Genomic DNA, 26,453 nt, shown 5'->3' on the forward strand with positions numbered 1-26,453 from the left:
GGTCAGGCCGCGCCCATCGCGGGGTCGGTGCGGCCGGGGCGGCCGGTTTCGACCCGGCCGGCGAACCGGTAGGCCAGGTCGGGGTCGTGCGGGCTGGTGAGAGTGACGTCGTACCACATCGCGCCCGCTGCCAGGTCGAACGCGGCCTCCGCGCCGTGGCCCGGGGCCAGGTGCAGCGTGCGCGCCGTGCCGCCCGGGCCGGCCAGGGCGCAGGTGAGGGTGAGGGGCGTGCGGCCGCGGTTGGTCAGGCGCAGGACCAGGTCGCGGCCCCGGCCGCGCAGGTAGCTGCATGCCGCCAGCAGGCGCGGGCCGCCCGACCGGCCGGCGAAGCGGCGGTAGAAGCCGTTGGGGGCGTGGACCGTGACGTCGTAGCGCCCGTCGGCCGGGAGGGCGAAGGATTCCGCCAGTGTGTCGCCGGCCGCCACGGCGTAGGTTCCGGCCTGCATCGCGGCGTCCGGGCCGATGCCGTGGCAGTAGATGTTGAAGGGCAGGCCGGCGGCGCGCGGGCCGTGCAGGGCCGTGCCCGCCCGCAGGCTGAGCGCGACCTGGCTGCCGTCCGCCGAGAGTCCGCCGTCGCAATAGGGTTCGTAGGGCAGGGCGCAGGCGGGGCGGGTGCCGGGTTCCTGCCGCACGGTGTCGCGCAGCGTGGCCGGGTCGGCGCGCAGGGCCGCGATGTCCGCCGGGGCGAGCGCGCGGAAGCCGCCGGGCAGCGGGCGGTCGCGCGCGTCCTCGATCATGCGCAGGTGGGTGTCGCGGTCGAGGAAGGGCAGGGTGGGCACCGTGCCGTCATAGGGGCGGAAGCAGGAGGTCAGGTCGCCGCTGATGGCGCGGCGCCAGGGCGAGATGTTGGTCTCGGTTACCGTCCTGCCGAACTTTTCGCGGATGAAGGTTTCCAGGAATTGCAGGGTCGAGCTGTGCTCGAAGAGCTGCGAATTGACCCAGCCGCCCCGGCTCCACGGCGAGGCCACGATCATCGGCACGCGGAAGCCCAGGCCGATCGGGCCGCCGCGGGCCAGATGCGCGGGCACGCCGCGATCGGTCTCGTCGCGGGCGGTGGTGTATTCCAGCCCGTCGGGGCCGATCGCCGGGGACGAGCGGCCGGTCTCGGGCCGGGTGGGGTCGGGCGCCGCGTAGGAACAGCAATGGTCGAAATAGCCGTCATTCTCGTCATAGGTGACGATGAAGATGGTCTTCTTCCAGATGTCCGGGTTCTCGGTCAGGATATCCATGACTTCGGACACGTACCACGCGCCGTACCAGGGCGAGGTCGGGTGGTCGGAAAAATGCTCGGGGGCGGCCAGCCAGGACACGGTGGGCAGGGCGCCCGTCTTCACGTCCTGGCGGAACTGGTACAGCACGTCGCCCTTCGGCGCGTCCATGCGGATGGGGCTGTCGCCGTCATGGAGCGTCAGTGTTTCCAGCGCGCGGTAGTTCCTGTCGCCGCTGTTGATGACGAAGGCTTTCTCGAACAGGGCGCGCTCGCCGGGGGTGAGCGCGGCCGGCGTGCGGCCGGCGGCGCGGCGGCGGGTGAGGACGTCGAGCAGCGCGCGGGCCTCGGCCAACTGGTCCGCGCGGGTTTCGGAGACCAGCATTTCCTGCCGGGTCAGGCGGTCGATATGGCCCTGGCAGTCGCTGATGCGCGCTTCGAGCCAGTCGCTGAACCCGGGATTGGCGTCGACGCGATATTGATCGAAACATTCGAGGACGTTGCAGCCGAAATTGGAGAGCCACGCGCGTTCGGGGCCGCTCATCCCGCCGGTCTGCGACAGTTCGTTCTGGTAGAATTTCCAGGCGATGCCGGCGGCCTCCAGCCGTTCGGGGAAGGTGGTCCAGGTCAGGCCGCCTTCCAGGATCTCGCCGTTGCGCATGTAGACCCTGGAGGCGGGGTCCTGCCGGTCGCGGACCGTGCCGGTCCAGAACAGCAGCCGGTTGGGCGTGGTGCTGGTCATTGCGCCGCAGTAATGCTGGTCGCAGACGGTGAAGGCGTCGGCCAGCGCGTAATAGAACGGCAGGTCTTCGCGCGTGTAGTGGCCCATCGTCAGCGGATAGCGGTCATAGCCCTTGTGGTGCGATTTCTTGGCGTCGATCCAGCGGTCGTGGCCGCCGTCGTTCCAGGCATCGACCTGGCTGTCGCGCGAATGGGGGATGGAGCCCATCCAGGTGACGCGCGTGTCGCGGATGTTCAGCCGCCAGGGCAGATAGGTCTCGCCCGTCGCGCTGCCCTGCGCGAAGACCGGGTTGCCGTTCGGCAGGCGCATCGCGCGCGGGTCGTTGAAGCCGCGCACGCCCTGCAAGGTGCCGAAGACATGGTCGAACGACCGGTTTTCCTGCATCAGGATCACGACATGCTCGGCGTCCCGCCAGGTCGTGCCCGGGTTCGGCGCGATGGCGAAGGCGCGCCGGATCGTGTCGGGCAGCGCCGCGCCGGCGCCCGCCGCGCCGGACAGGAGGGCGTATTTCAGGAAATCTCTGCGTGTCGTCATCGTCCGCTCGCGCATCGTCCCCGCCGGAATGCGGGGCTCTGTCAGGACGGTCCCTATACGACGGGCGGTGCGGTTTTCCCATGTGACAATTCTGTGGCATGGCGCTTGCGCCGCGCCGACATTGCCAACTTGTCAGGAAAAATGAACCGGATTGACGTTGGAAATCCGAGACCGGCACTCTAAGAGCCTAGCGGGGGCCATGAACGACATCCGGGGACCATGAACAGGACCATTCGCTTTCTGCTGCTGCTGCCGGGCCTGTCTGTTCTGCAAGGGTGCTACGAAATCGGGCCGACCCGGCTGGATCGGGACCAGAGCGATTATTCGCGCGCGCTGACCAGTTCGGGCAAGCAGCAGACGCTGCTGAACGTCGTGCGCCTGCGCTATGCCGATACGCCGGGCTTCCTGGATACCACGCAGATGATCTCGGGCTATCAGTTGCAGCGCAACGTGTCGGTGGGGATCGGCACCTATTCGCTGGCCACCCGGCCCTATGGCGGGGCGGGCATGCAGGTGCAGGAAAGCCCGACCTTCACCTTCCAGCCCGTCACCGGCGATGCCTATGCGCAGAGTTTCCTGCGCCCGCTGCCGCCGGGCAACCTGCTGCCGCTGGCGATGGGCGGGCTGCCGATCGACGTGCTGTTCCGGCTGGCGGTGCAGTCGGTCAACCTGATCAGCAATGCCGGATCGCTGGGCGGGGATTCCGGGCGCGGGTCGCCGGCCTTCTTCGACCTGATCTACGACCTGCGGCTGCTGCAACTGGCGGGGCTGCTGGGCATCCAGTTGGAGCGCAGCCCCGTCGCCGGCGACAAGGACGGATTGGGCGACCGGGTGTTCCTGTCGATCGCGTCCAGCGACGATCCGGACCTGGCGCGGGTGGCGCGCGATACGCGCCGCCTGCTGGGCATGGCGCAGAATGACGAGCGGGTGGAGGTCGTCTATGGCGGCGGCCGGCCCCGGCGGGGGCAGATCCAGTTGCTGACGCGGACCGTGCTGGGGGTGCTGGGGCAGATCGCCTATCAGATCGACGTGCCGAAGGAGGATATCGCCTCGGGGCGCACGCGGCCCACCGTCAAGCTGGTGGGGCGGGTGACCCGGCCGATCGTCGTGATCCATGTGACCAAGGAGCGGCCGGGGGCGGTCTTTTCCTGGACCACCTACAACCACAAATTCTACTGGATCGCCGACGACGATTTCGACAGCAAGCTGGCCTTTACCATGTTGCAGATCCTGCTGGAGCTGTCCAAGACCAGCAAGGGACCGAATACCATCGTCACGATTCCCGCCAACGGGTGAGTGCCTCCCGGCGCGGACGGGGCGTGAATTTTTTGCAATTGTGATTGATTCTCATTTGTGTTCTTAACATCGCGTCCAGACCGTGGGTGCGAGAACGAGAGAATGCAGAATCCATTGATCCGCCGCCGTGTTCATCCTGCGCCGCTGATGGCCGGTTTCGCGCTCCTGTGCTCCGGGCTTCATGTGGGGGTGGCCGAGGCGCGGGCGCCGTCCGACGGGGATGACGCCACGCAGGCCGGGCATCATCGGCCGGTTCGCAAATCGCGCGCGCGGGCGCATGCGGTGCCGCCCGGTGGCCATCAAGCCGCCGAGGCCGCGCCCGCGCGCGCCGATGGCGTGACGGCGGCCCGGCCGCTGAACGGCCAGGCGCAGGCGGGGGCCGGCCCCGTCGGGGAGGAGCATCTGACGGTCGTCGGCAGCCCGATGAACATCCTGCACGAGGATATCGGGCTGAGCCGGATGCCGCAGGATGTCATGCATACGGCGCAGACCGTCAATGTCGTGCCCAGGATGCTGATGGAACAGCAGAACGTGAAATCGCTGGAGGAGGCGCTGCGCAACGTGCCCGGGATTACCGCCTCGGTCGGCGAGGGGGAAGGCGGGATGAGCGGCGACCAGTTCCTGATTCGCGGCTTCCAGGCGCAGAACGATATCTATGAGGACGGGCTGCGGGATTTCGGCGTCTATAGCCGCGACAGTTTCGATTACGACCATGTGTCGGTCATCAAGGGGCCGTCCTCCGAAGTGTTCGGCAACGGTACGACCGGCGGCGCCATCAACATGGTGACCAAGATGCCGCATCTGGGCGACAGCTATGGCGGCCAGGTCTCGGGCGGGTCGGCGGCGTATTATCGGGGCACGCTGGATGTGAACCGGCAGGTCGGCGAATCCACCGCGATCCGCATCGTCGGCATGGGGAACGAGAATGACGAGGTGGGGCGTGACGCGGTCTATTCGCATCGCTGGGGCATCGCGCCCTCCATCGCGTTCGGGCTGGGCCAGCCGACGACGCTGACGCTGGAATATTTCCATCAGACCGACAACCGCATTCCCGATTACGGCGTGCCGCTGCTGACGAAACCCGGGACCTCCGTCGCCCGGCCGGCGACGGCGTTCGGGCTGAACCGCCGCAACTGGTACGGCACGCAGTACGACCAGGACGCCACCAATGTCGATATGCTGACGGCGCATCTGAAACATGAGATGAACAGCAACGTTTCCTTCTTCGACGATCTGCGCGGCGGGATGTACGAGCGTTATTATTCGGCCTCGCAGCCCGGTTGCAATGCGACCTGCAACGCGGCGTATTTTACCGATCCGTCCATGGCGATGGTGAACCGGCGGGGCCACCTGGGCGGACCCGAGCCCTATCGGCAGAATGACTGGTCGGTGCAGAACGTGTTTTCCGCCATCGCGAAATTCAATACCGGCGCGCTGCGGCACCAGGTCATCGCCGGATGGGACGTGGCGCATGTCTATGACCGGCGCATCAACTATGCCTTCAACTATAACGGGCAGAACGGGACGCGGCAGGACCTGACCAGCCTGGTCGATCCGACGCATGACGTGCCGGGCCTGCTGCTGGGCGGACAGGGGCAGTACAGCTACGACCTGGTGAATATCGGCGGGGTCGGGCGGGCGTTGTACAAGACCGGCTCGGCGACCGATGTGGGGGCCTTCTTTTCCGACCAGGTCTGGTTCACGCCGAAAGTCTCGGCGCGGGCGGGGTTCCGCTGGGATCATTGGGACAGCCATTATGCCGCGAATGAAGGCATGGTCGGCGCGGGGGTGTCGTACGGGCAGGACCAGGATACCTACAACCCGACCGTCAACCTGATGTACACGCCCGACGACAACACGATGCTCTATTTCAACTGGGCGAAATCGACGACGCCGCTGGGGCTTTACGTGACCAACAGTTCGGAGCCGCTGAAGGCCTCGACCGAGGGGTTCAAGCCCGAGAGCAGCAGCCTGTACGAAGTCGGCGCGAAATATAACGCCTTTCGTGGGCGGATGGGCTTTACCGTCTCGGCGTTTCGTCTGGAGAAGGGCAATGCGTTGCAGACGGACCCTTCGACGGGGAACGTGACGGCGTCGAGCGACCGGCAGCGGAACCAGGGATTCGAACTCAGCGCGTCGGGCGAGATCGTGAAGAACTGGAACGTGATCGCGACCTATGCCTATTACGACGCGACGACGGTCGCATCGCAGACGGCGGCGAATGTCGGCAAGCGGATCCAGTATGCGCCGAAAAATTCGGCGACGTTCTGGACGACCTATACCGCCGGAGCGAATACCCCGTGGAACGTGACCTTCGGCGGTGGCCTGACCTGGCGGCAGGGTGTGTGGCTGGATGCCGCCAATACCGCGCGGGCGCCCTCGACCGCCGAATGGGATGCCATGATTTCGCACAGCTTCCTCAAGCACTGGAAAGTGCAGATGAACGGCTATAACCTGGCCAACCGCCTGAATTATTCCAATCTGTTCAGCGACCGGGTCACGCCTTCGACGGGGCGGGCGTTCCTGTTCGCGCTGTCGGCGACGTATTGAGGGCGCGTCATGGACCCTGCCGCACGGGCGGGGTCCGCAGGGTTTCCAGGGCTTCCGACAGGGCCTGGCGGGTCGTGGCCATGTCGGCCTCGTCGTGCGGCGCGCCCAGATACATCAGGCCGCGCGGCAGGGCGTAGATGCCGCGTTGCAGCAGGGCGTCGGTCAGCCGGGAGGTCGCGGCGCGGTCTACCTGCGCCAGGTCGCCGATACCGTTCAGTCCCCGTGTTCCGGCGAAGAGTTGCACGGCTGAACCGACGGGCTGGGCGCAGGCCGCGACGCCCGTCCGTGCGGCCTGCGCGTTGACATGGGCGCACAGGGCGCCGGCCATGGCATCCAGCCTCGGATAGAGCGTTGCGGCGTGCGCGCGCAGATGGGACACGGCCGCGAAACCCGCCGCCAGGGACAGCGGATTGCCGTTGAAGGTGCCGCGATGCAGCAGGCGCCCCGTCGCGACGTCGTGCATGATGTCGCGCCGTCCCGCCACCGCGCCGATCGGGAGGCCGCCGCCCAGCACCTTTCCCAGCACCGTCAGGTCCGGCAGGACGCCGTAGCGTTGCTGGGCACCGCCCAGGCCGAGGCGGAAACCGGTGATGACCTCGTCGAACACCAGGACGATGCCGTGTTCCCGCGTGATGACCCGCACGGCTTCGAGAAAGCCCGGCGGCGGGGCGAAGCAGCCGGGGTTGATCGCCGCCGGTTCGAGGATCACGGCGGCGAAGCTGCCGTCGAGCGCGGCCAGTTGCGCGGTGTCGCCCCAGTCGAACAGCACGATGTCGGCCGACGCCGCCGGGTCCTGGCCGATCGTGTCGGGGCCGTCATGGCCCGGTGCGCCGGCGATATGCAGATTGTCGATCCAGCCATGGTAGTTGGCGCGGAATTTCGCGATCTTGAGCCGCCCGGTGGCGGCGCGTGCGATGCGCAGCGCAAGCTGCACGGCCTCGGTGCCGGTCGTGACGAAGGCCGTCTGCTCGGCCGAGGGCACGCATTCGGCGAGCAGGTCCGCCAGGGCGGCCTCGCCCCTATGGACCGTTGCCGTGCGCAGGCCGCGGGCCATTTCCCGCGTGACGGCCGCCTGCACGCAATCGGGCGTGTGGCCGAGCAGGAGCGGGCCGTAGCCAAGCGTGAAGTCGATATAGCGGTTGCCGTCCAGGTCGGTCAGGTGAACGCCTCGGGCCTCTTCGATCACGACCGGTACCGGGGTCTGCCGTCCGCGGGGGGTGGAGGAGACGCCGAAGGGCAGGTGTGTGCGGGCCGCCGCGCGATAGGCGCGCGAGCGGGTGTAGACGGGAGCGGGCATCAGGGCGTCTCCACCCGCGCCGGGCAGGACCGGAGATAGGCGGCGACATCGTCGGTCGGGACGACGTCGGCATATTTGCAGTTGAGATCGAACAGGTTGATCGCGTGGCTGGCCTCGAACCTGTCGAAGGCCGTCTCTTCGGGGATGATGGTCTTGAAATTGTAGGAATAGGCGTCGACGGCCGTGGCACGCAGGCAGCCCGACGTGGTGCAGCCGGTCAGGATCAACGTATCGATGTCGAGGAAATTGAGTTGGCTCATGAACAGCGTGCCGAAGAAGCAGGACGGTTTGCGCTTGCCGATCAGGTAATCCTGGGGGCGAGGGGCGAGAGGGGCGACCACGCGTGTCGCATGCGTGCCCTCGATGACCGTCTTTTCATGCCCGCGATGGTTCTTGCCGACCTGGACGCCGGAATCGCGCAGGTCGGCGCGGCGCGCGCTTTCGGTGTAGAAGATCGGCAGGTTCTTCTCGCGCGCCAGCAGCAGCAGGCGTTCGATATGCGCCACCGCCGCCCAGGCTTCCGGCCCGCAATGGGTGCGGTAGGTCCTGAGCCCGTCTAGGATGTCCTCCGGCCCGTCGCCGCAGAAATTATATTGCACGTCGATGATGAACAGGGCCGGACGGGAGCCGAAGCCCCCGCGTTTTCCGTAGCCCGAGGCGGCATAGACCTGTCGGTCCCGTTCCGTCAGGAACCGGTCCCAGAGGCGTGGTCTCTCTTCCATGGCGGGTGCTCCGTGATCGTTGCGATTCGTGCCGTGTCAGCGCCGCACGAAGGGATTGGGGATTTCGGCGGTGGTGGAGATCCACACGCTCTTGGTTTCGAGATATTCCATCATGCCCGCGATGCCGCCTTCGCGCCCGACCCCGCTCATGCCGAAGCCGCCGAAGGGCGAGGTGGTGCTGGTGGAACGGTAGTTGTTCACCCACACCGTGCCCGCCCGCAGCCGTTCGGACATCAGGAGTCCACGCCGCAGGGACTCGGTCCATACGCCTGCCGCCAGGCCGAATTCGGTATCGTTGGCGATGCGGATGGCGTCTTCCTCGTCGCGGAAGCGCAATACGCTGAGGACGGGACCGAACACTTCCTCGCGCGCGATGCGCATGTCGTTGGTCACGTCGGCGAAGATCGTGGGTTCGAAGAACAGCCCGTTGGGGAAGCCGGGAACCGCGCGGGGTTTGCCGCCGGCCACCAGGCGCGCGCCGTCCTGCCGCGCGATGGCGACATAGGACTGTATTTTTTCGAACTGTGGCCGGGTGGAGATGGGGGCGATCTGGGTTGCCGGATCGGTGGGGGAGCCGAAGCGGACATCGCGGATGAAGTCGACCAGGCGCCCGAGAAACGCATCGTGGATGCTGTCCTGCAACAGCAGGCGTGAGCCTGCCACGCAGGTCTGGCCGGAGGCGGCGAAAATGCCTGCGACCGCCCCCTTGACCGCCTGGTCCATGTCGGCGTCGGCGAAGACGATATTGGGAGATTTGCCGCCCAGTTCCAGCGTTACGCGCTTCATGTGCCGTGCCGCCTTCTCGGCGATGATGCGGCCGGCTTCCGGCCCGCCGGTGACGGCGATGCGCTGGATGCCGGGGTGGCAGACCAGGGCGTCGCCCGCTCCGGCGCCGCGCCCGGTGACCACATTGACCACGCCTGGGGGAAAGCCCGCCAGTTCCACCAGCTTGACGAATTCCAGCAGCGAGGCCGACGTGAATTCGGATGGCTTGAGGACCACCGTCGCGCCCGCCGCCAGTGCCGGCGCCAGCTTGAGGCTGGTCAGCGGCAAGGGCGAGTTCCACGGCATGATGCAGGCGACCACGCCGCAGGGCGCGTAGGTCGTGAAATTGAAGATGCCGGGCTTGTCGGACGGGATCACCGACCCGCCGACCTTGTCCGCCAGTCCGCCGTAATAATAGTAATATTGCGCCATGTAGCGCATCTGCATGGAGAGTTCGGCGATCAGCTTGCCGTTGTCCTGAAGCTCGACCCTGGCCAGCCAGTCGGCATTCTGCTCGATCAGGTCGCCCAGCCGGCGCAGCAGCGCGCCGCGCGCGGTCGGCCGCATGGTGGCCCAGGGGCCGGTGGTGAAGGCGGCCGTGGCCGCGCGGACCGCCCGGTCGACATCCGACGCCGTGCCGTCGGGCACGCGCGCCCAGACCGCGCCCGTGACCGGGTTGTCGGAATCGATCCAGCCCTCGCCATCGGAATCGACGAACGTACCATCGATATACTGACGGTAGACGAAGCATCCGTCCTCGGCACGCCGCGTCGGCGCCAGGCGGGAATCGGTCGGGGTCATATCGACAAGCAGCGCGCTCATGCTGGTTTTCCTGGTCCGTTCGGGAGGTTTGACTTGTTATGTATTATGTGTATGACATTAAGTCATGAACCGCAAGCGACATCGTTTCGGTCCCGGCACCCGTGGAGCATGAAAAGAGACGCCATGACAGGAAACACCGCCCGATGAACGGCACGGTCATCATCTGCGGCGCGGGGCCGGTCGGTCTCGTCACGGCGCTATGTCTGGGCCGCGCGGGGGTTTCGGTCTGCGTGCTCGAAAAGCGCGAGACGATCAACGTTGCGTCCAGGGCGTCGACTTTCCATCCGCCGACCCTCGATATCCTCGACCGGCTGGGGCTGCTGGAGCCGGTGCGCGGACGGGCCCGCGTGGTGCGGGGTGCCCAGTATCGCACGGTGGCGGGGCCGTTCGCGCGGTTTGCGTTCGACACGCTCGCCGACCTGACCGCGCATCCGTACCGCATGCATGTCGAACAGGCGGAGATCGCCCGGGCGGCGCTGGAGGCGCTGGAGCGGCTGCCCCATGTGCGCCTGCTGTTTGGCGCCGATGTGCTTTCGGTGGAGAGCGCCGGCGGCAGCGCTGCCGTGCGGTTCCGCCATGATGGACGCGAGCAGGACCGGACGGCGGATTTCGTGCTGGTGGCCAATGGTGCCGGCAGCGCCCTGCGGGAGGGGTTGGGCATCGGTTTCGACGGCAGGGCCTATCCCGGCGAGGTGCTGCGCGTGATCACCCGTGCGTCCATGGCCGAGTACATTCCGGGGCTGGATGGCGTGACCTACCTGTTCGACGGCAATCGTTCGATCAGCCTGCTGGAGATGCATGATTGCTGGCGCGTCATCCTGCGTCCCGCCGACGCGGCGCTGGCGGAGACGCGGCGCGATCGCGCCTGGGTCGAAGCCGTGCTGCGCGATGTCCTGCCGCCCGGCATCGATATGCCGCCGGTCGATGGCTGGGACCTGTATCGCGCCTCGCGGCGCCTGGCCGAGCGCTATGCGGTGGGCCGGGTCGTTCTGATCGGGGATGTGGCCCATGTGACGAATACGCGCGGCGGAATGAATATGAATTGCGGCATTCACGATGGCTGCGTGGTCGCGAATGCGATCGTGCGCGCGCTGGCGAGCGGCGATGCGGCGCCGGTGCCGGCGGCGGCGGAGCGGCGGCACCGGGTGGGGGCCACGCTGCTGGCGGAGCGCACCGACCGCAGCGTCGGTGACCTGTCGCGCTGGGCCGCGCGCGTGCGCGCGATCGCGGACGATCCATGGGAGGCGCGCGCGTTTCTCATTGAGACCTCGATGCTCGACATGATCGACCGGGAGGACATCGATGCGCTCTGACACCCTGGCCGCCGCGACCCTCGCGGCGCTGACGGACCTGGAGGGGACGCCGCGCCTGGGCGTTCTGGTGCCGCCGGCCAATCCGACGGTCGAGCCCGAGCTGGCGCGTCTGCTGCTGCCGGCGGGCAAGCTGTATGCGGCGCGCTTTCCGCTGATGCCGGATACCACGCTGGAGGAACGCAACGCGCGCTATATCGACCTGTATGCCCCGACGCTGGGACAGATGGCGGGGCTGTCGCCGGACGCGGCGGTGGTGGGGCTGACCGGGCCGAGCTACCGGCTGCTGCCTGACGGCGATCGGGCGCTGTCGGAGCGGCTGGGGACGGAGACGATGAAGGTGGCGACCGCCAGCCATGCCATCGCCTGCCTGCTGGAGGCACTCAGTGTGCGGCGCCTGGCGCTGGTCTCGCCCTACCACAAGGCCCTGACGGCGCAGGCCGTGGCCTATTGGGAGGCGGCGGGGCATGACGTGGTGCAGGTGGTGAGCCTGTCGGAAACGTTCCGTGCCTACGAGATGGGAACCGAGGACGTGCGGCGGGGACTGGCCGGGATCGCGGCCGATGCGCAGGCGGTGGTGGTCAGCGGCACCGGCCTGCTGACGCTGCCGGCGATTGTGGCCGCACGGCGGGCGGGCGGGGTGCCGGTCCTGTCCTCGAACATCGCCTGCGCGTGGTGGCTGCGCCGGGCGACCGGCATGCGCGTGCCCGCGCCGGTGCTGGAAGCCGTTCTGCCGGAGGCGGCATGATCGCGGCCGCCGATTCGGCGCGCGATGGGCGGCGGGGGTGGAGGGTGGATGGATCACGCAGGTCGTTCCGTGCTTCATTGCGGGGCAAAACCACGCGAGTTCCCAGAATTTTCATGTCTGCCAAGAAACCGACCGTCCAGACCGCCCTGCGTGACATCGAGCCCCTGTCGCAACAATCGCTGATTCCGTTGCATCATCGTGTGTATGTCGTGCTGTATCGCAAGCTGATGGAAGGCAGTTTTCAGCCGGAAGAACCCATGCCGACGGAGGCGGACCTGTCGGAGGTCTTCGGCGTGTCGCGCATTACGCTGCGCACGGCGATGAAGCGGCTGGAAAGCGAAGGGTTGATCCGCCGCCTGCGCGGGCGTGGGACGTTTCCGCTCGCCGCCCCGATCCGCGCGGCCATGCAGTCGACGGCGGTGCGGCGCAACCAGGTCTCGCTGGCGTTCAAGACCCAGGTGCGGATCGTCGGCCATGAAGTGATCGGCGCCTCGCCGGCGACGGCCGAACAGATGGGGGTCGCGGTCGACGCGCCGCTGCTGCGGATCGAGCGCGTGCGCTCGGACTCGCGATCCGCGATTTCGCATTCCGTCTGCCTGCTGCCCGCGCAGTTCGCCCGCTTCGTGCCGCGACGCCAGTTGGGGACGCTGCCGGTATCCGCCGCGCTGGAAGCGGCGGGGGTGGACCTGCACGGATTCGACGAGCATCTCAGCGCCTGTCCGGCCGATGCGACGGCGGCCGAGGCGTTGGGGGTGGAGATCGGCACGCCGCTGCTGTCCATGCTGCGCATCGCGCGGGATGCCGCCGGGCGGGTCGTCGAACGGCTGATGGTCGTGTACCGTCCCGACCGGTACGAATATTTCCTGTCCTATTCGGCGGAGAGCCTGCGGCAGGGCGAGCATGGGCTGCATCTGAGCGTGCGCGACCTGGCACCGCCCGCGGCGGGAACGGAATGACCGCCGCGCCGCCCGGCCGCCTGCGCGGCGAACTCGGGCTGGCCGATGTCGTGGCCCAGGCGGCCTCGGGCGTCGGGCCGATCTATTCGGCGATCGTCTTCGTGCCGCTGGTGACGGTGGGGGCGTCCGGCTTCGGAGCCGGAGGGGCGGTGCCGCTGTGCATCCTGGTCGCGGCGGTTCTGCTGATGGCCGTCGCCCGCGTCTTCGCGGGGTTCGCACGGCAGGTCCGGACACCGGGTTCCCTGTACGATTATCTCAAGCTTTCCCTGGGGCGGCGGGCGGGGACTGTGTTCGGGCTGCTGTTCTATGCCTGCGCGATCGCGGCCTTCGTCAACGGCACGCTGACCTTCGGCGGCCTCGCGGCCAGGTTGGCCGAGCATCTGACCGGCCATGCGCTGCCGTGGTGGCTGGCGGCGCTGGGCGGGCTGGCCGTGGTGGCGTTGTCGGTTTCCCGCGGCATCACGCTGGCGGTGCATCTGCAACTTGCCGTCAGCGTCGTCTCGATCGGTGCCGTGGGACTGTTCGCCGCCTGGGTCCTGGTGCGGTCGCCGCATCTCTTTGCGGTGGCGCGGACGGGGCTGGTGCCGTCGGCGCAGAGCCACGGGCTGGCCGGCGTCATGATGGGGTTGAGCTTTGCCTTTTTCATGTATGGCGGCTTCGAGGGGGCGGCGAGCCTGGCCGAGGAATGCCGCAACCCGACGCGGGCCATTCCCCGCGCCATGATTCTGACGATCTGGGTCAACGGGGCCTTCTACCTGCTGACAGCCTTCGCCGCGCTGGCGGGGTTCGGGGCCGATGCGGAGCGGCTGGGCGGACAGGACATGCCGCTGCTGGCGCTGGCGGTGGACCCGCGCTATGGCGGCCCGGCGATCGAGGCCATTCTGATGGCGATGACCATCGCCGACGTGCTGGCCATGATCACGGCCGGCAGCATCGCCATCGCGCGCGGGTTGCTGTGCCTGGCGCGGGACGGTGTGCTGCCCGCCGCCTTTGCCCGCACCAGCGCCGGGCGCGGGGTGCCGGTCCTGCCCAATCTGGTGCTGCTGGGCGGAACGGCCGTGCTGGTCGTTGTCATCCGCGCGGCGGCGGGGGCGGCGGCGGGGCAGGATGCCTATAGGGGGTGGTTCATCTGGATCGGCACGTTTGCCAGCCTCAACCTGCTGATCGCCTGGTGCGCGACCTGCATCGGCGGGTTCGTGATGGGGCGTCGCGGCGGGGGCGATCGAGGGACGCGGGTCTGCGCGGCGACCGGCACCGTCGCAACCCTGGCGGTGATCGCGGTCACGCTGGGCCTGCTGGAAGGGACGACGCGGCTGGTGCCGCTGGCAAGCGCGCTGCTGGCACTGGCTGGCTGGTGGGCGATGCGTCCAGCGCGGTCATGAGGTTGGCGCGCGCCTTTTCGATGTGCTGTTCCATCAGCGAGCGGGCCAGATCGGCGTCGCGTGAGCGGATCGCCCGCAGGATCTGCCAATGTTCCTGGTACGCGACGCCCTTGCGTTCCGGCCGGGCCCCGGACCAGCGCCGGTAGAGCCGGAGGAGCGGGTAGAGGTCGCCGCCCAGCGCCGCCGAGATCCGGGGGCTGCGCGCATGGTCGATCAGCAGGAGATGGAAATCGAAATCGTCGGGCGGTACGTCGGGATCGCCCAGGTCGCGTCGGCGCGCCCGTTCCAGCGCCGCCAGCAGGGTGGTGATCGCGTGGTCGTCCATGCGGGTGGCGGCGAGGGCGCAGGCGCGGCCTTCCAGCGCGACGCGCATGTCGAACAGGTCGTCCACCGCCGTGCGGTCCAGCAGCGCGATGCGCGCGCGGGCGAAGGGTTCGCGGGTGACGAGGCCGATGCCTTGCAGGCGGCGTATCGCCTCGCGCACCGGCCCACGGCTGACGCCGAACTGGCGGGCCAGCGTGGCCTCGCCCAACGTGGCGCCGGGCGCGATCCCGCCCGAATGGATCAGGGCCAGAATGTCGCGGAACAGCGCCTCGCCGAGCGAGCGTGCGCTGTCGTCATCCTCCCGGCCGTCCATGCCGTTCTCCTCGGTCCCGTGGTTACCCTGCGTCGGGCGAGCGGCGAAGATAACGCCCGCGGCGCGTCTCCGCTTCGTCCGTCAGGACGGCGTTTTCCATCAGAACGTGGCCGCCGGCAACCGTCAGGGACGGCCAGCCGCGCAGGGTCATCCCTTCGTAGGGCGAGTAATCGGAATGCGATTCCAGCGTCGCGGCCCGCACCACTCGTTCATTGTCGGGATCGACGACCACCAGGTCGGCGTCGTCTCCGACGCGCATATATCCCTTGCCGGGAATGTGGTACAGGGCTGCGACATTCGCGGACGTGACCGCCGCGAGGCGCTCGGGCGGGATGCCGCGCCGGTGCCATCCTTCGGTGATCAGCACCGGCAGCAGGGTCGCGATACCGGGGAAGCCCGCCGAGGCCTGCCAGATGTCGGGGCCCTTGGTGGCCTGCTTGCGCGGAACGTGGTCGGAGCCGACGGTAAGGATCTGTCCCTGTGCGATGCCGGCCCACAGCGCGTCGATATCGCGCGGGCCGCGCAGCGGGGGATTGACCTTGCCCAGCAGGCCCGCCGGGCTGTCGGTCGACAGGGACAGGTAGTGGGCGCAGGTCTCGACCTCGATCGGCGCGGGATGGCGGCGGCCGCGCAGCATTCGGACGATATCCAGCCCCTCGCCGGCCGACAGATGCACGATATTCACCCGGCAGCGCGTTTTCTCGCTGAAATAGCCGACGCGGAACACGTTCTCGGCCTCGAGGAAATCGGGACTCTGCTCGTCCCACGCCGCCAGATCGTCGCGGCCGGATTCGCGCAGCGGCCCGCGCAGGCCGGGAATGATTTCGACATTCTCGCAATGCACGCCCAGTACCGAACCGGGCAGGAGGGCCAGGCGGCGCATCGCCGCGAACAGCAGGCCGTCGTCGATTTCGGTGAAGCCCTTGGCGGCGCCGGACGCGCCTTTGTACATCAGGTAGAGCTTCGCGGAATTGACGCCGAACCGCTCCATCACCTCGGGCAACTGGGCGACATGGCGCAGGCTGGTCAGGCCGAAATGACAGCCGAAATCGAGGCAGGAAAGCCGTTCGCCGGCGGCGATCCAGCGGGGGGTGGACTCCGCCAGATCGGCCGAGCGGTGGAAGCTGAGATAGGACGTGACCCCGCCCAGTGCCGCCGAGCGGGATTCGGTGCGGAAATCGTCATCGCCCGCACCGAAGCCGAAATGCGTGTGCGGGTCGATCAGTCCCGGCATGATCCAGGCGCCGTGGCAGGGAATGATCCGATGGGCGGGGATGTCTTCGCCGGGGGCGAGAATGGCGGCGATCTTTCCGTCGCGGATGGCGACGGAACCCCGGCCGGTTCCGAGTCCGGGCCAGACGATCAGTCCGTCCTTGAGCAAGAGGTCAGCCTGCATGGTCATCCGCTTCATGTTGGGGCCGCGCGGGCGGTGCGACCGCCGCCAGCAGGGCCTCGTGGATTCCGCCCTGTCGCAGGAGGGCGCGTTCGCTGTCGGTCAGCAATGCCGCATGGGCGACGAAACGCCGGGTCCCGGTGGCGCCCATGGCTTCGACCGTGATCGGGGCGCCGTCTTCGATGCCGGCCCGCAATCCGTGGAAGGAGAAGGTCTCGAGGCCCGTGAGCCCGAGTGTCGGCCAGCTTTCGCCGTCCGCGAACAGCAGGGGCAGGACGCCCATGCCGACGAGGTTGGACCGGTGGATCCGCTCGAAATCGCGGGCGATCACGATCCGCACGCCCAGCATGGCCGTGCCGCGGGCCGCCCAGTCGCGGCTGCTGCCGGTGCCGTAGCGATGGCCGCCCAGCACGATCAGCGGCACGTCGCGGGCGCGCCAGGCCATGGCGGCGTCATGGATGGTCTGGAGCGTTCCGTCGGGGCCCGGTGTTTCCCATCCCTTGCCGTTGCCGGCCAGCGCGTTGCGGATACGGATATTGGCGAAGGTCGCGCGCGCCATCACCTCGGGGTTGCCGCGGCGGGCCACGTAGGTATTGAACGCCGCGTGCGGGATGCCCAGGCCGGAGAGGTAGCGCCCCGCCGGGCTGTCCGGCGGGATCTCGCCGCTGGGCGAGATATGATCGGTGGTCAGAGAATCGCCGAACGCCGCCAGGACCCTTGCGCCGCCGAGCCTGTCCGCCGACCAGTCGGCGCCGTTCTGGGCACCGAGGCGGGGGCGGCAGAGATAGGCCGAGTTCGGCCGCCAGGGGTAGGTGTCGCCGCCCGGCGCCGCGAGGGCGTTCCACAGGCGGCGGCTCTCCTCCGGCGCTTCGCCGGGAGGACCCCGGCCGGCATGGTCGCCGAGCGCCCCCGCCAGTTCTTCCGGCGTGGGCCAGAGGTCGCGCAGATGGACCGCCGTGCCGGCGGAATCATGGCCGATGGGGTCCGTTTCCAGATCGAGATCCACGCGCCCCGCGAGCGCGAAGAGGACGACCAGGGGCGGCGAGGCGAGATAGTTCGCCGGCAGCAGGCGGTGGATGCGGCCCTCGAAATTCCGGTTGCCCGACAGCACGGCGACGGCCCGTACGCCGTGCCGCTCGATCGCCCGTTCCATCGCCGGCAGCAGCGGGCCGGACTTGCCGCCGCAGGTGGTGCAGCCGTAGCCGGCGATCGCGAAGCCCAGCGTTTCGAGCGGGGCGAGCAGGCTGGCGCGTTCCAGAAGCGCTTTCACCGAGGGCGAGCCGGGGGTCATGGATGTCTTGACCCAGGGGGGGACCCGCATGCCGCGCGCGACCGCCTTCGCGGCGACCAGTCCGGCCGCCAGCATGACAGCGGGATTGGCGGTGTTGGTGCAGGAGGCGATGGCCGCTATGGCGACCGCGCCGTCGGCGATGGCGTCCGCCTGGCGCGGGCGGCCGTCTTCCTCGTCCTTCAGCGCGTGGAAGGAGCGTGCGGCCTCCGCCAGGGGCAGGCGCTGTTCCGGACGGCTTGGACCCGCGATCGACCGGCCCAGTGTCGACAGGTCGATCCGGATGACGCGGTCATAGTCCGGAGCGGGCGCGGGGGTGGCCAGCGACCGGAAGACGCCGCCACGCCGGGCCCGTGCCTCCAGATCCGGCGCGTCGCCGCGGGTTGCGGCCATGTAGCGGCAGGTTTCCTCGTCCACCGGGAAAAAGCCGCAGGTCGCGCCGTATTCGGGGGCCATGTTGGCGAGTGTCGCGCGTTCTTCCAGCCGCAGGTGGCGTATGCCAGGGCCGAAGAATTCGACGAAGGCGCCGGCGACGCCGGCGCGGCGCAGGGTTTCCGTCACCAGCAAGGCAAGGTCGGTCGTCATCACGCCCGGCGGTGGGGTGCCGTCGAGCAATGCACCCACGATTTCGGGCACCGGCACGACATAGGGCTGGCCGAGCAGGGCGGCCTCGATATCCAGTCCGCCCACGCCCCAGCCCAGCACGCCAAGCGCGTTGACCATCGGGGTGTGGGAGTCGCCGCCCAGCACGAATTCGGGATGGACGACCGTGCCGGCGAGCGCCGGGGTTTCCACCATGATCCGGGCCAGGCGTTCCAGGTTGATCTGATGGATGATGCCGCTGCCCGGCGGATGGAGCGTCAGCCCCGCCATGGCCTGCCGCGCCCATTTGAGAAAGGCGTAGCGCTCGGTATTGCGTTCGTATTCGCGGGCGAGGTTCCGCACCAGGGCGTCGGGCGCGCCGCTGATGTCGACTTGCAGGGAATGATCGACGATCAGGTCAAGCGGGACGCTGGGCGATACCGCCCGGACATCGCCGCCGCGCGCCGCGACGATGTCGCGCATGCCGGCCAGATTCTGCAGGACCGGCACCCCGCTGGAGTCGGGCAGGATTACGCGGGAGACGGCGAGCGCCACCCCGCGGCCGCGGTCGGCGGGAGCGCGGCGGACGATCGCGACGAGGTCGGCCAGGGTTGAATCCGCCAGATGGTCGCCATCGGCCAGCAGGGCCTGACGCGCGACATTTTCCAGCAGGATGCGCGCGGAGAAAGGAAGTGCGTCGGGGGGCGTGCCCAGCCGGACGGCGATCGCGGCCGGATCGATCTGGCGAGGTGTGGTGTCGGTCCAGTAGGAGCGTTTCATGTGTTGACACTATTTTAGAGCATGACGGTAAATCAAGTCAGATTTTGCCTTAAGTGTTGACAGTTTGTCGGAGCGCTGACTTATTCCGGTTTCGGATATTTGACATGAAGGACTCCGATGACTCGTTCCACGGCTCTTCCCTCCGCCGCCGCGCGCCTGCGGGGTCTGATCTCATCCGGCGCGTTTCTCGTCGCGCCGGGGGTCTATGACGGCTATAGCGTGCGGCTGGCCGCGGCGGCGGGATTTTCCTGCGCGGCCACCAGCGGGGCGGCCATCGCGAACGCCGTTCTGGGTATCGAGGATGTGGGCCTGATGGGGCTGGCGGAAAACGTGGCGCAGTGCCGCGCCATCGCCCGCGCGGTGTCGATCCCCGTGACGGCCGACGCGGATAACGGCTACGGCAATCCGATGAATGTCTGGTACACCACGCGCATGTTCGAGGACGCGGGAGTGGCGGGCATGAATATCGAGGACCAGGCCAGTCCCAAGCGGTGTGGCCACATGCCCGGAAAGACGCTGGTCGGCACGGCGGAGATGGTCAAGAAGATCGAGGCGGCATGCATGGCCCGGCGCGATGACGATTTCGTCGTCATCGCGCGCACCGATGCCCTGGCCGTCGAAGGGCTGGAGGCCACGCTCGAACGGGTGCGGGCCTATGTCGCGGCCGGTGCCGACATGATCTTTCCCGATGCCGTGGGATCGGAGGATGTGATCGCGCGCATCGTCGAGACGGCGGGGGTGCCGGTATCGATCAATATGGGTTTCGGCATCCGTGCGCGGCCCACCACGCCGCTGATCGCGCCGCGACGGTTGAAGGAACTGGGGGTTCGGCGGATCAGCCTGCCGCGCATGCTGCCTGCCGCGGCGATCATGGGCATGCGGTCTGCCCTTGCCGCCATGAAGGAATCCGTCGAGACGGGGGAGGCGGTCGAACGGCCGGACCTGCTGGTGGGGATAGACGATATCTGGTCGCTGATGGGATTTCCCGCGATGCAGGCGCTGGAGCGCTCCCTGTTGACGGTGGGTGCCCTTGAAGAGCGATACGGAAACGGCGCGGATGCGTGATTTCGTTTCCTCCAGCCAAAATCGGAAATTTCTATTCCGGAATCGGATTGGTGCGTTGACGTAAGAGTCTCAGGCGGTAAAGTATTATAGGTATGACAATATACAGAAGATCGCATTGTCCGTTGAAGGTTGGTGCCCCATGTCCTCATTGCATTCGCAGGCTTCACGTCTCGCCCGGTTTCTGATGCTTTCAGCCTCGGGGGTCGCCATGATGGCATCGGCCCAGGCTGAAACCCGGACATGGCCGTCGCTGCCCCCACGGGCCGAAGCCCCTGGCAAGGCGGCATCGTCGGCCCCGGCCTCGCGTGGCGCGATCGCTTCCGTGGTGCCCGAAACGCTCGACGTCGTTGCCAACGGGCGTGGTTCCACCCGCCAGCTTCAGGCGGCGACGCGCACGATGATCGCCAATTATGTGCCGGGTACCAGTCCGCTGAAGATCCTCGGCCAGTTGCCGGGGGTCGTTTTCACCTCCTCCGATCCGATGGGGGCGTATGAATGGTCGGCCCGGATCTATTCGCGCGGGTTCAGCGAAAACCAGCTCGGTTTCACGCTCGACGGCATTCCGCTCGGCGAGCAGGGGTACAATACCTATAACGGGTTGAGTTCGACGCGCGCGGTTCTGACCGAGAACCTCCGTGATGCGACGATCTCGCAAGGCGCGGGTGCGGTCGATGTGGCATCGACCAGCGACCTGGGCGCTGCCATCAGCTTTCATACGCTCGATCCGTCGGACAGGGCGGGGGGGCTCGTCGAGCAGACATTCGGCAGCAACGACGCCTTCAGAACATTCGCGCGCGTGGACAGCGGTGTTCTCAATGCGACAGGCACCAAATTTTCCGCCTCGTTCGCCGATTCGACGATCGACAAGTGGAAAGGCTATGGTGCCAACAAATACCAGCAGGTCAATTTCAAGCTCGTCCAGCCGATCGGTGCGCGCAGTTCGTTGACGGCGTATTTCGACTGGGCCAATCGCCAGGAAGTGGACAACCAGGACCTGTCGCTGAACTATATCCATACGCTGGGAACGCGGGTGGACAATTATTATCCAAACTACAAGGCCGCCTACCTCGCCGCGCAGGGTATCTTTACCCATGGTGAAAACCTGACCAACGATCCGCTGGATGTCAGCTATTACGAATCATCGGGGATGCGGCGCGACTATTTCGGCTACCTGACCTTCAGGTCGGATGTCACCAGCCGGCTGAGCGTCCAGGCTTCGGTCTATGGGGATTACGATCCCGGGTTGAGTACGTTCACGTCGCCCTATGGTTCGTCGCCGAACGGTGCGCCTTTGCAGCTTCAGGGATATTCGTTGGATGTGCAGCGCGTCGGCTTTCTGACGTCGGCCAAATACCATATCGCCCATAATCACCTGAGCGCGGGCATCTGGTACGAAAACAATCAGTTCAGAAACGATCTGCATCTGTATCAGGATCCGCTGCTGGGGCAGGGGTTGCCGCCCGATCCGACCACGTGGCTGGATACGCGGGATTCTTTCGATCATGCCTACGGGTATGTGTTCAATACCAACACGTTCCAGACCTATTTCCAGGATACATACGACATCACGTCGACCCTGCATGTGAATGCCGGATTCAAGTCGATGCTCGTGACCACCCATGACGGGATTACGGGCAACGATCCGTCCTATACCGGGTATGACACGCTGCCTTCGGGAACCAAGACGGCGTACAGCCCGTTCCTGCCGCAGGTGAGCGCGAACTGGCGCTTTACCCATAATGACGAACTGTTCTTCGATTTCGCGCGCAACATGCGTACGTTCAATCAGTTCGGGTTGAGCGGGGGGGCATCGGCATCGGCCTGGTCGGTCGGCGATCCGGCGGTTTTCCAGCAATCGATGAGGCTGAAGCCGGAGGAATCCAATGTCTATGAAATCGGCTATCGTCACGACGACCGGTATCTGTCGGCGCTGCTGACCGGTTATCGCGTCAATTTCCAGAACCGGCAGCAGGTCGTCAGTTCCGGGCCGATCATCCAGTTGATCGGTGCGCTCAACAATGTGGGGGGCGTTACGACCGACGGTGTCGAGGCGAGCCTGACGCTGCATCCGTTCGTCGAGCATCGATACCTGCAAGGCTTGTCGTGGTACAACAGCGTGAGCTGGAATCGATCGACCTTCGACAATAATTTCACGGATTCGAACGGGCTCGAACGGATCAAGGGCAAGCAGGTTCCGAACTATCCGTCCTTCATGTGGAAATCGTCGCTCGTCTATCGTTACGGCAATGCCAGCGCGAATCTGGACGCGACCTATATGTCGCGCCGGTATCTCAGCTACATGAACGATGCGTCGGTACCGTCGAACTTCATCATGAATCTCGGCGCGCGTTACCGGTTGGGAGGTTATGGCATCCTTCAGCACATCACGCTGGAATTCAACGTCTATAATCTGCTGAACAAGAGCTATATCGCGACCGTGGGCGAACAGGGCAATCCCATCAGCGGCGATTACCAGTCGATGCTGATCGGGGCGCCGCGTCAGTTTTTCGGAACCGTGCGCGCGGAATTCTGAGCGCGCGGCCTCGGGCGTATGCCCTCGTCAGGCGGCATCGAGCGTCATGAGCGACGCATTGCCGCCGGCGGCGGTGGTGTTGGTGCTGACCAGCCGTTCTTCCAGCAGCCATTCGGGCAGCGGGCCGTCGGCCGTCAGGGTGTGGACCGTCGCCACCGGGCCGGTCAGGGCCTGCAAGGCCGATGCCAGGTCCGGGGAGTCGGGGTCGGCCAGGATGGTGGCGGGGAGCGGGGCCGCCAGGGCGGCAAGGGCCGCCGCGTCGGGCACCGTGCGGATGTGCGCGCGCAGGGCGGGGGGCAGGCCGGCGGTCCAGCCGGTGTCGCCCAGCAGCACCACGCTGTTGCCGGCGGACAGCGCCATGCCGGTGGCGCGGCGGGCGGCGGCCTCGGTCCGGGTGAGGCACAGCACGCTGCCGCGCGGTTCCAGCGACCAGAGATTGGTCTCGCCCACCGGGCCGGGCATCGGCACGCGCAGCCCGTGCAGGGGGTGGGCGGGGATGCCGTCCGGGTGGCCGCCCCGGGCCGAGAAGGCCTGCCAGTCGCGGGCGGCCTGGGGCAGGTGGCCGGGACGGGCGCCATCCTGGTGCGTGGCCGGCGGGGTGTAGGCGGGGCAGGCGGCCAGCAGGCGGCGCAGGATCAGCGGGCCGCCGGCCTTGGGGCCGGTGCCGGACAGGCCGCGTCCGCCGAAGGGCTGGACGCCGACCACCGCGCCGATCGTGTTGCGGTTGACGTAGAGATTGCCCGCCGCGATGCGGCCGGTGACGTGATCGACCGTTTCGGCGATGCGGGTGTGCAGGCCGAAGGTCAGGCCGTAGCCGGTGGCGTTGATCGCGTCGATCAACGTGTCGAGATGGTCGCGCCGCCAGCGCAGGACGTGCAGGACCGGGCCGAAGACTTCGGGGCCGATGGCGGCGATGTCGTCGATTTCGATGAGCGTCGGCGGCAGGAAATGGCCGCCCGGCACCGCGTGGGGCATGGCGGGGGACCAGACGCGGCAGCCGGCGGCGCGCATGCGCGCGATATGGGCGACGATGCCGGCGCGGGCGTCCCGCGTGATGACCGGGCCGATATCGGTGGCCAGCAGCGCCGGGTCGCCCACGCGCAGTTCGTCCATCGCGCCGCGCAGCATCGCCAGCATCGGTTCGGCGCAGTCTTCCTGCACGCAGAGGATGCGCAGGGCCGAGCAGCGCTGGCCCGCGCTGTCGAAGGCGGAGGCGATGACGTCGGTGACCACCTGTTCGGCCAGGGCCGAGGAATCGACGATCATCGCGTTCTGGCCGCCGGTTTCCGCGATCAGCGGCACGGGCTGGCCGCGGGAGCCGGTGCGGCCGGCCAGTTGGCGGGCGATGAGGCGCGCGACCTCGATGGAGCCGGTGAACATCACCGCCGCGATGCGTGGGTCCGCCACCAGGGCGGCGCCGATATCGCCCGCGCCGGGCAGGAGTTGCAGCGCGCCGGCCGGGATGCCGGCCTGGTGCAGCAGGGCGACCGCGCGGGCGGCGACCAGCGGGGTTTCCTCGGCCGGCTTGGCCAGCACCACGTTGCCGGCCGCCAGCGCGGCCGAGACCTGGCCGAGGAAGATGGCCAGCGGGAAGTTCCACGGGCTGATGCAGGCGACCGGACCGAGCGGCGTGTGGGTGGCGTTGTCGAAGCTGCGCCGGATGGTGGCGGCGTAGTAGCGCAGGAAATCCACGGCCTCGCGGAGTTCGCCCACCGCGTTGGGGTAGGATTTGCCGGCCTCGCGCACCACCAGGCCGATCAGTTCGGCGCGGTGGGATTCCAGCAGGTCGGCGGCGGTTTCCAGGCACGCCGCGCGGGCGGCGGGCGGGCGGGCGGACCAGTCGGGCTGGGCGGCCGTCGCCAGGCCGACGGCGTGAGGGACCTGGGCGGGATCGGTGAGGTGGACCGTGCCGGCGATGTCGTCCGGGCGGGCGGGGTTGGGGACCGGGTGGGCCGGCGTGGCGGGGCTGGCGCCGTCGGCCGGGAGAGGGGCGGCCAGGAGGGGCGTGGCCTGCCAGTGGTGCGGGCCGGCATCCATGGCGTCGGCCAGGGCGGCGAGAGAGGGTTCGTCGGCGAGGTCGAGGCCGGCGGCATTGCGGCGGTCGGGGCCGAACAGGGCGGGCGGCAGGGCGATGGCGGGGTGGGGGGCGCCGACCGGCAGGCCGTCTTTCGCCGCGAGGGCGCGCGCCGTGCGTACCGGATCGGCGATCAGCGTGTCCAGCGGGATGGCGCTGTCGCCGATCTGGTTGACGAAGGAGGAATTGGCCCCGTTTTCCAGCAGGCGGCGCACCAGATAGGCCAGCAGGGTCTCGTGCGAGCCGACGGGGGCGTAGATGCGGCAGGGACGGTCGAGGTTCGCCGTGCCGACGACGTGATCGTACAGCCCCTCGCCCATGCCGTGCAGGCACTGGAATTCATAGTGTCCGTGGTGGAAGTCGGGGCCGGCCAGGGCGTGGAGGGTGGCCACCGTGCGGGCGTTGTGGGTGGCGAATTGCGGGAAGACCGCGTCGGGCGCGGCCAGCAGCAGGCGCGCGCAGGCGATGTAGCTGATGTCGGTATGGGGTTTGCGGGTGTAGACGGGGAAATCGGCCTGGCCGTCGAGCTGGGCCTTCTTGATCTCGCTGTCCCAATAGGCGCCCTTGACCAGGCGGACCATGATGCGGTGGCCGGTGTCGCGCGCCAGGGCGATGATCCAGTCCAGCACGGCGGGGGCGCGCTTGCCGTAGGCCTGCACCACGAAGCCGATGCCGTTCCAGCCCGTCAGGTCGGGGTGGCGGCACAGGCCCTCCAGCAGGTCCAGCGACAGGTCCAGCCGTTCGCTTTCCTCGGCGTCGATGTTCAGGCCGATATCGTAGCCGCGCGCCAGCCGGGCCAGGCGGACCAGCACCGGCAGCAGTTCGGCCATCACCCGCTCGCGCTGGGCGCGGGCGTAGCGGGGGTGGATGGCCGAGAGTTTGATCGACAGGCCGTTGCGGTCGTAGATGTCGCGGGCCTGACCCCGGCCTTGGTCCTGGCCCTGGGCCGCGCGGCCGATGGCGTGGATCGCGGTTTCGTAGTCGCGGCAGTAGCGGGCGGCGTCGGCTTCGGTCAGCGCGGCCTCGCCCAGCATGTCGAACGAATAGCGGAAGCCGCGATCGTGGCGGGGCCGGCTGGCATGCAGGGCGCGCTCGATCGTCTCGCCGCAGACGAACTGCTCGCCCATCATGCGCATCGCGACATCGACGGCGCGGCGGACCAGCGGCTCGCCGCCGCGCGCGACCAGGCGGGCCAGGGCGCCGGACAGGCCGTGCTGGCGCTCGGGCGCGACCAGCCGGCCGGTGACCACCAGCCCCCAGGCGGCGGCATTGACGAACAGCGAGCGGCCCAGGCCGACATGCGCCATCCAGTCGCCGGTTCCGATCCGGTCGCGGATCAGCGCGTCGCGGGTGGCGGTGTCGGGGATGCGCAGCAGGGCCTCGGCCAGGCACATCAGGGCCACGCCCTCACGCGAGGACAGCGAAAATTCCTGTACCAGGGCCTCCACCCCGCCGGGGCGGCGGCCGTCGCGCAGCGCGCGGGCCAGGCGGCGGGCGGTGGCGTCGGCCTGGGCCGCGAGGTCGGGCGGGAGGGTGGCGGCGTCGATCAGCGCCTGCACGCACGCGGCCTCGGGCCGGCGCAGGGCCGCCGCGATGCGGGCGCGGGCGGCGTCGCGCGGCGGCAGGGCGGCGCGCAGCGCCGACGTGGGCGGAAGAGAGGCGGAAGACGACGGGACGGGCTGGGATGTCATGGGGCCGCTTGCCGGTGATAAAGCCGAGAGGGAAAACCGAACGATGGGCGTGCGTATCATATCGTATACGATACGCAAG

Annotated in this window: 16 protein-coding genes; 8 read left to right on the plus strand and 8 right to left on the minus strand. The window is 68.1% G+C overall.

Going from position 1 to position 26,453, the window contains the following annotated elements; genetic code table 11:
* Window positions 1–2: 2 nt before the first annotated feature.
* Window positions 3–2,483, minus strand: a complete 2,481-nt coding sequence (locus HLH48_RS03345) for a phosphocholine-specific phospholipase C (protein WP_182996097.1) — start codon at window positions 2,481–2,483, stop codon at window positions 3–5.
* A 219-nt stretch (window positions 2,484–2,702) separates the two neighbouring features.
* On the opposite strand from HLH48_RS03345, the gene HLH48_RS03350 reads away from it, so the two are divergent.
* Window positions 2,703–3,779, plus strand: a complete 1,077-nt coding sequence (locus HLH48_RS03350) for a hypothetical protein (protein WP_220794985.1) — start codon at window positions 2,703–2,705, stop codon at window positions 3,777–3,779.
* Window positions 3,780–3,881: 102 nt separating this feature from the next.
* On the plus strand, window positions 3,882–6,329 hold the full coding sequence (locus tag HLH48_RS03355) for a TonB-dependent receptor (RefSeq protein WP_182996098.1): 2,448 nt from the start codon (window positions 3,882–3,884) through the stop codon (window positions 6,327–6,329).
* A gap of 7 nt (window positions 6,330–6,336) precedes the next feature.
* Here the strand turns inward: HLH48_RS03355 and HLH48_RS03360 are convergent, their stop codons facing one another.
* The 3 genes from HLH48_RS03360 to HLH48_RS03370 are packed head-to-tail and all read right to left on the minus strand — an operon-like array spanning window position 6,337 to window position 9,935.
* Window positions 6,337–7,626 (minus strand): aspartate aminotransferase family protein, encoded by a 1,290-nt coding sequence (locus HLH48_RS03360; RefSeq protein WP_182996099.1) that lies wholly within the window; start codon window positions 7,624–7,626, stop codon window positions 6,337–6,339.
* Complete coding sequence (locus HLH48_RS03365) at window positions 7,626–8,348, minus strand: isochorismatase family protein (RefSeq protein ID WP_182996100.1); 723 nt, start codon at window positions 8,346–8,348, stop codon at window positions 7,626–7,628. Before HLH48_RS03365 ends, HLH48_RS03360 begins: the two co-directional genes overlap by 1 nt.
* A gap of 36 nt (window positions 8,349–8,384) precedes the next feature.
* Window positions 8,385–9,935: an aldehyde dehydrogenase gene (locus HLH48_RS03370; protein WP_246386787.1), complete on the minus strand. Its 1,551-nt coding sequence runs from the start codon at window positions 9,933–9,935 to the stop codon at window positions 8,385–8,387.
* Between the two features lie 143 nt (window positions 9,936–10,078).
* On the opposite strand from HLH48_RS03370, the gene HLH48_RS03375 reads away from it, so the two are divergent.
* From HLH48_RS03375 to HLH48_RS03390, 4 genes are all read left to right on the plus strand, one after another.
* Complete coding sequence (locus HLH48_RS03375) at window positions 10,079–11,248, plus strand: FAD-dependent oxidoreductase (protein WP_182996101.1); 1,170 nt, start codon at window positions 10,079–10,081, stop codon at window positions 11,246–11,248.
* Complete coding sequence (locus tag HLH48_RS03380; protein WP_182996102.1) at window positions 11,238–11,993, plus strand: maleate cis-trans isomerase family protein; 756 nt, start codon at window positions 11,238–11,240, stop codon at window positions 11,991–11,993. The genes HLH48_RS03375 and HLH48_RS03380 overlap by 11 nt, the downstream gene beginning before the upstream one ends.
* Before the next feature lie 113 nt (window positions 11,994–12,106).
* Window positions 12,107–12,949 carry a GntR family transcriptional regulator gene (locus tag HLH48_RS03385; protein ID WP_182996103.1) on the plus strand — a complete coding sequence of 281 codons (843 nt, stop codon included), beginning with the start codon at window positions 12,107–12,109 and terminating at the stop codon, window positions 12,947–12,949.
* Window positions 12,946–14,331: an APC family permease gene (locus HLH48_RS03390; RefSeq protein WP_182996104.1), complete on the plus strand. Its 1,386-nt coding sequence runs from the start codon at window positions 12,946–12,948 to the stop codon at window positions 14,329–14,331. Before HLH48_RS03385 ends, HLH48_RS03390 begins: the two co-directional genes overlap by 4 nt.
* Here HLH48_RS03390 and HLH48_RS03395 read toward each other — a convergent pair.
* The 3 genes from HLH48_RS03395 to acnA are packed head-to-tail and all read right to left on the minus strand — an operon-like array spanning window position 14,231 to window position 19,011.
* The gene (locus HLH48_RS03395; protein WP_182996105.1) at window positions 14,231–14,968 is read right to left on the minus strand and encodes a GntR family transcriptional regulator; all 738 of its coding nucleotides are present in this window, start codon (window positions 14,966–14,968) and stop codon (window positions 14,231–14,233) included. The two genes, HLH48_RS03390 and HLH48_RS03395, sit on opposite strands and share 101 nt — an antisense overlap.
* Before the next feature lie 22 nt (window positions 14,969–14,990).
* Window positions 14,991–16,364, minus strand: coding sequence for a dihydroorotase (locus HLH48_RS03400; RefSeq protein WP_182996106.1), 1,374 nt, complete (start codon window positions 16,362–16,364; stop codon window positions 14,991–14,993).
* Complete coding sequence (gene acnA, locus HLH48_RS03405) at window positions 16,354–19,011, minus strand: aconitate hydratase (protein WP_182996107.1); 2,658 nt, start codon at window positions 19,009–19,011, stop codon at window positions 16,354–16,356. Before acnA ends, HLH48_RS03400 begins: the two co-directional genes overlap by 11 nt.
* A gap of 117 nt (window positions 19,012–19,128) precedes the next feature.
* Here acnA and HLH48_RS03410 point away from each other — a divergent pair, with 117 nt between their 5' ends.
* Complete coding sequence (locus tag HLH48_RS03410) at window positions 19,129–20,076, plus strand: isocitrate lyase/PEP mutase family protein (protein WP_182996108.1); 948 nt, start codon at window positions 19,129–19,131, stop codon at window positions 20,074–20,076.
* A 208-nt stretch (window positions 20,077–20,284) separates the two neighbouring features.
* Window positions 20,285–22,609, plus strand: coding sequence for a TonB-dependent receptor (locus HLH48_RS03415; RefSeq protein WP_246386789.1), 2,325 nt, complete (start codon window positions 20,285–20,287; stop codon window positions 22,607–22,609).
* Window positions 22,610–22,636: 27 nt separating this feature from the next.
* Here the strand turns inward: HLH48_RS03415 and putA are convergent, their stop codons facing one another.
* Window positions 22,637–26,374 carry a bifunctional proline dehydrogenase/L-glutamate gamma-semialdehyde dehydrogenase PutA gene (gene putA / locus HLH48_RS03420; protein WP_343065388.1) on the minus strand — a complete coding sequence of 1,246 codons (3,738 nt, stop codon included), beginning with the start codon at window positions 26,372–26,374 and terminating at the stop codon, window positions 22,637–22,639.
* Window positions 26,375–26,453 lie beyond the last annotated feature (79 nt).

Source organism: Gluconacetobacter sacchari, assembly GCF_014174255.1.
GTDB lineage: Bacteria > Pseudomonadota > Alphaproteobacteria > Acetobacterales > Acetobacteraceae > Gluconacetobacter > Gluconacetobacter sacchari.

Bases quoted from the DNA above. Each gene is read 5' to 3' on its own strand.
- HLH48_RS03390 (WP_182996104.1), top strand. From the start codon at position 12,946: ATGACCGCCGCGCCGCCCGGCCGCCTGCGCGGCGAACTCGGGCTGGCC.
- HLH48_RS03375 (WP_182996101.1), top strand. From the start codon at position 10,079: ATGAACGGCACGGTCATCATCTGCGGCGCGGGGCCGGTCGGTCTCGTC.
- HLH48_RS03415 (WP_246386789.1), top strand. From the start codon at position 20,285: ATGATGGCATCGGCCCAGGCTGAAACCCGGACATGGCCGTCGCTGCCC.
- HLH48_RS03365 (WP_182996100.1), bottom strand. From the start codon at position 8,348: ATGGAAGAGAGACCACGCCTCTGGGACCGGTTCCTGACGGAACGGGAC.
- putA (WP_343065388.1), bottom strand. From the start codon at position 26,374: ATGACATCCCAGCCCGTCCCGTCGTCTTCCGCCTCTCTTCCGCCCACG.
- HLH48_RS03345 (WP_182996097.1), bottom strand. From the start codon at position 2,483: ATGACGACACGCAGAGATTTCCTGAAATACGCCCTCCTGTCCGGCGCG.
- HLH48_RS03355 (WP_182996098.1), top strand. From the start codon at position 3,882: ATGCAGAATCCATTGATCCGCCGCCGTGTTCATCCTGCGCCGCTGATG.
- HLH48_RS03395 (WP_182996105.1), bottom strand. From the start codon at position 14,968: ATGGACGGCCGGGAGGATGACGACAGCGCACGCTCGCTCGGCGAGGCG.
- HLH48_RS03410 (WP_182996108.1), top strand. From the start codon at position 19,129: ATGACTCGTTCCACGGCTCTTCCCTCCGCCGCCGCGCGCCTGCGGGGT.
- HLH48_RS03385 (WP_182996103.1), top strand. From the start codon at position 12,107: ATGTCTGCCAAGAAACCGACCGTCCAGACCGCCCTGCGTGACATCGAG.
- HLH48_RS03380 (WP_182996102.1), top strand. From the start codon at position 11,238: ATGCGCTCTGACACCCTGGCCGCCGCGACCCTCGCGGCGCTGACGGAC.
- acnA (WP_182996107.1), bottom strand. From the start codon at position 19,011: ATGAAACGCTCCTACTGGACCGACACCACACCTCGCCAGATCGATCCG.
- HLH48_RS03350 (WP_220794985.1), top strand. From the start codon at position 2,703: ATGAACAGGACCATTCGCTTTCTGCTGCTGCTGCCGGGCCTGTCTGTT.
- HLH48_RS03370 (WP_246386787.1), bottom strand. From the start codon at position 9,935: ATGAGCGCGCTGCTTGTCGATATGACCCCGACCGATTCCCGCCTGGCG.
- HLH48_RS03360 (WP_182996099.1), bottom strand. From the start codon at position 7,626: ATGCCCGCTCCCGTCTACACCCGCTCGCGCGCCTATCGCGCGGCGGCC.
- HLH48_RS03400 (WP_182996106.1), bottom strand. From the start codon at position 16,364: ATGCAGGCTGACCTCTTGCTCAAGGACGGACTGATCGTCTGGCCCGGA.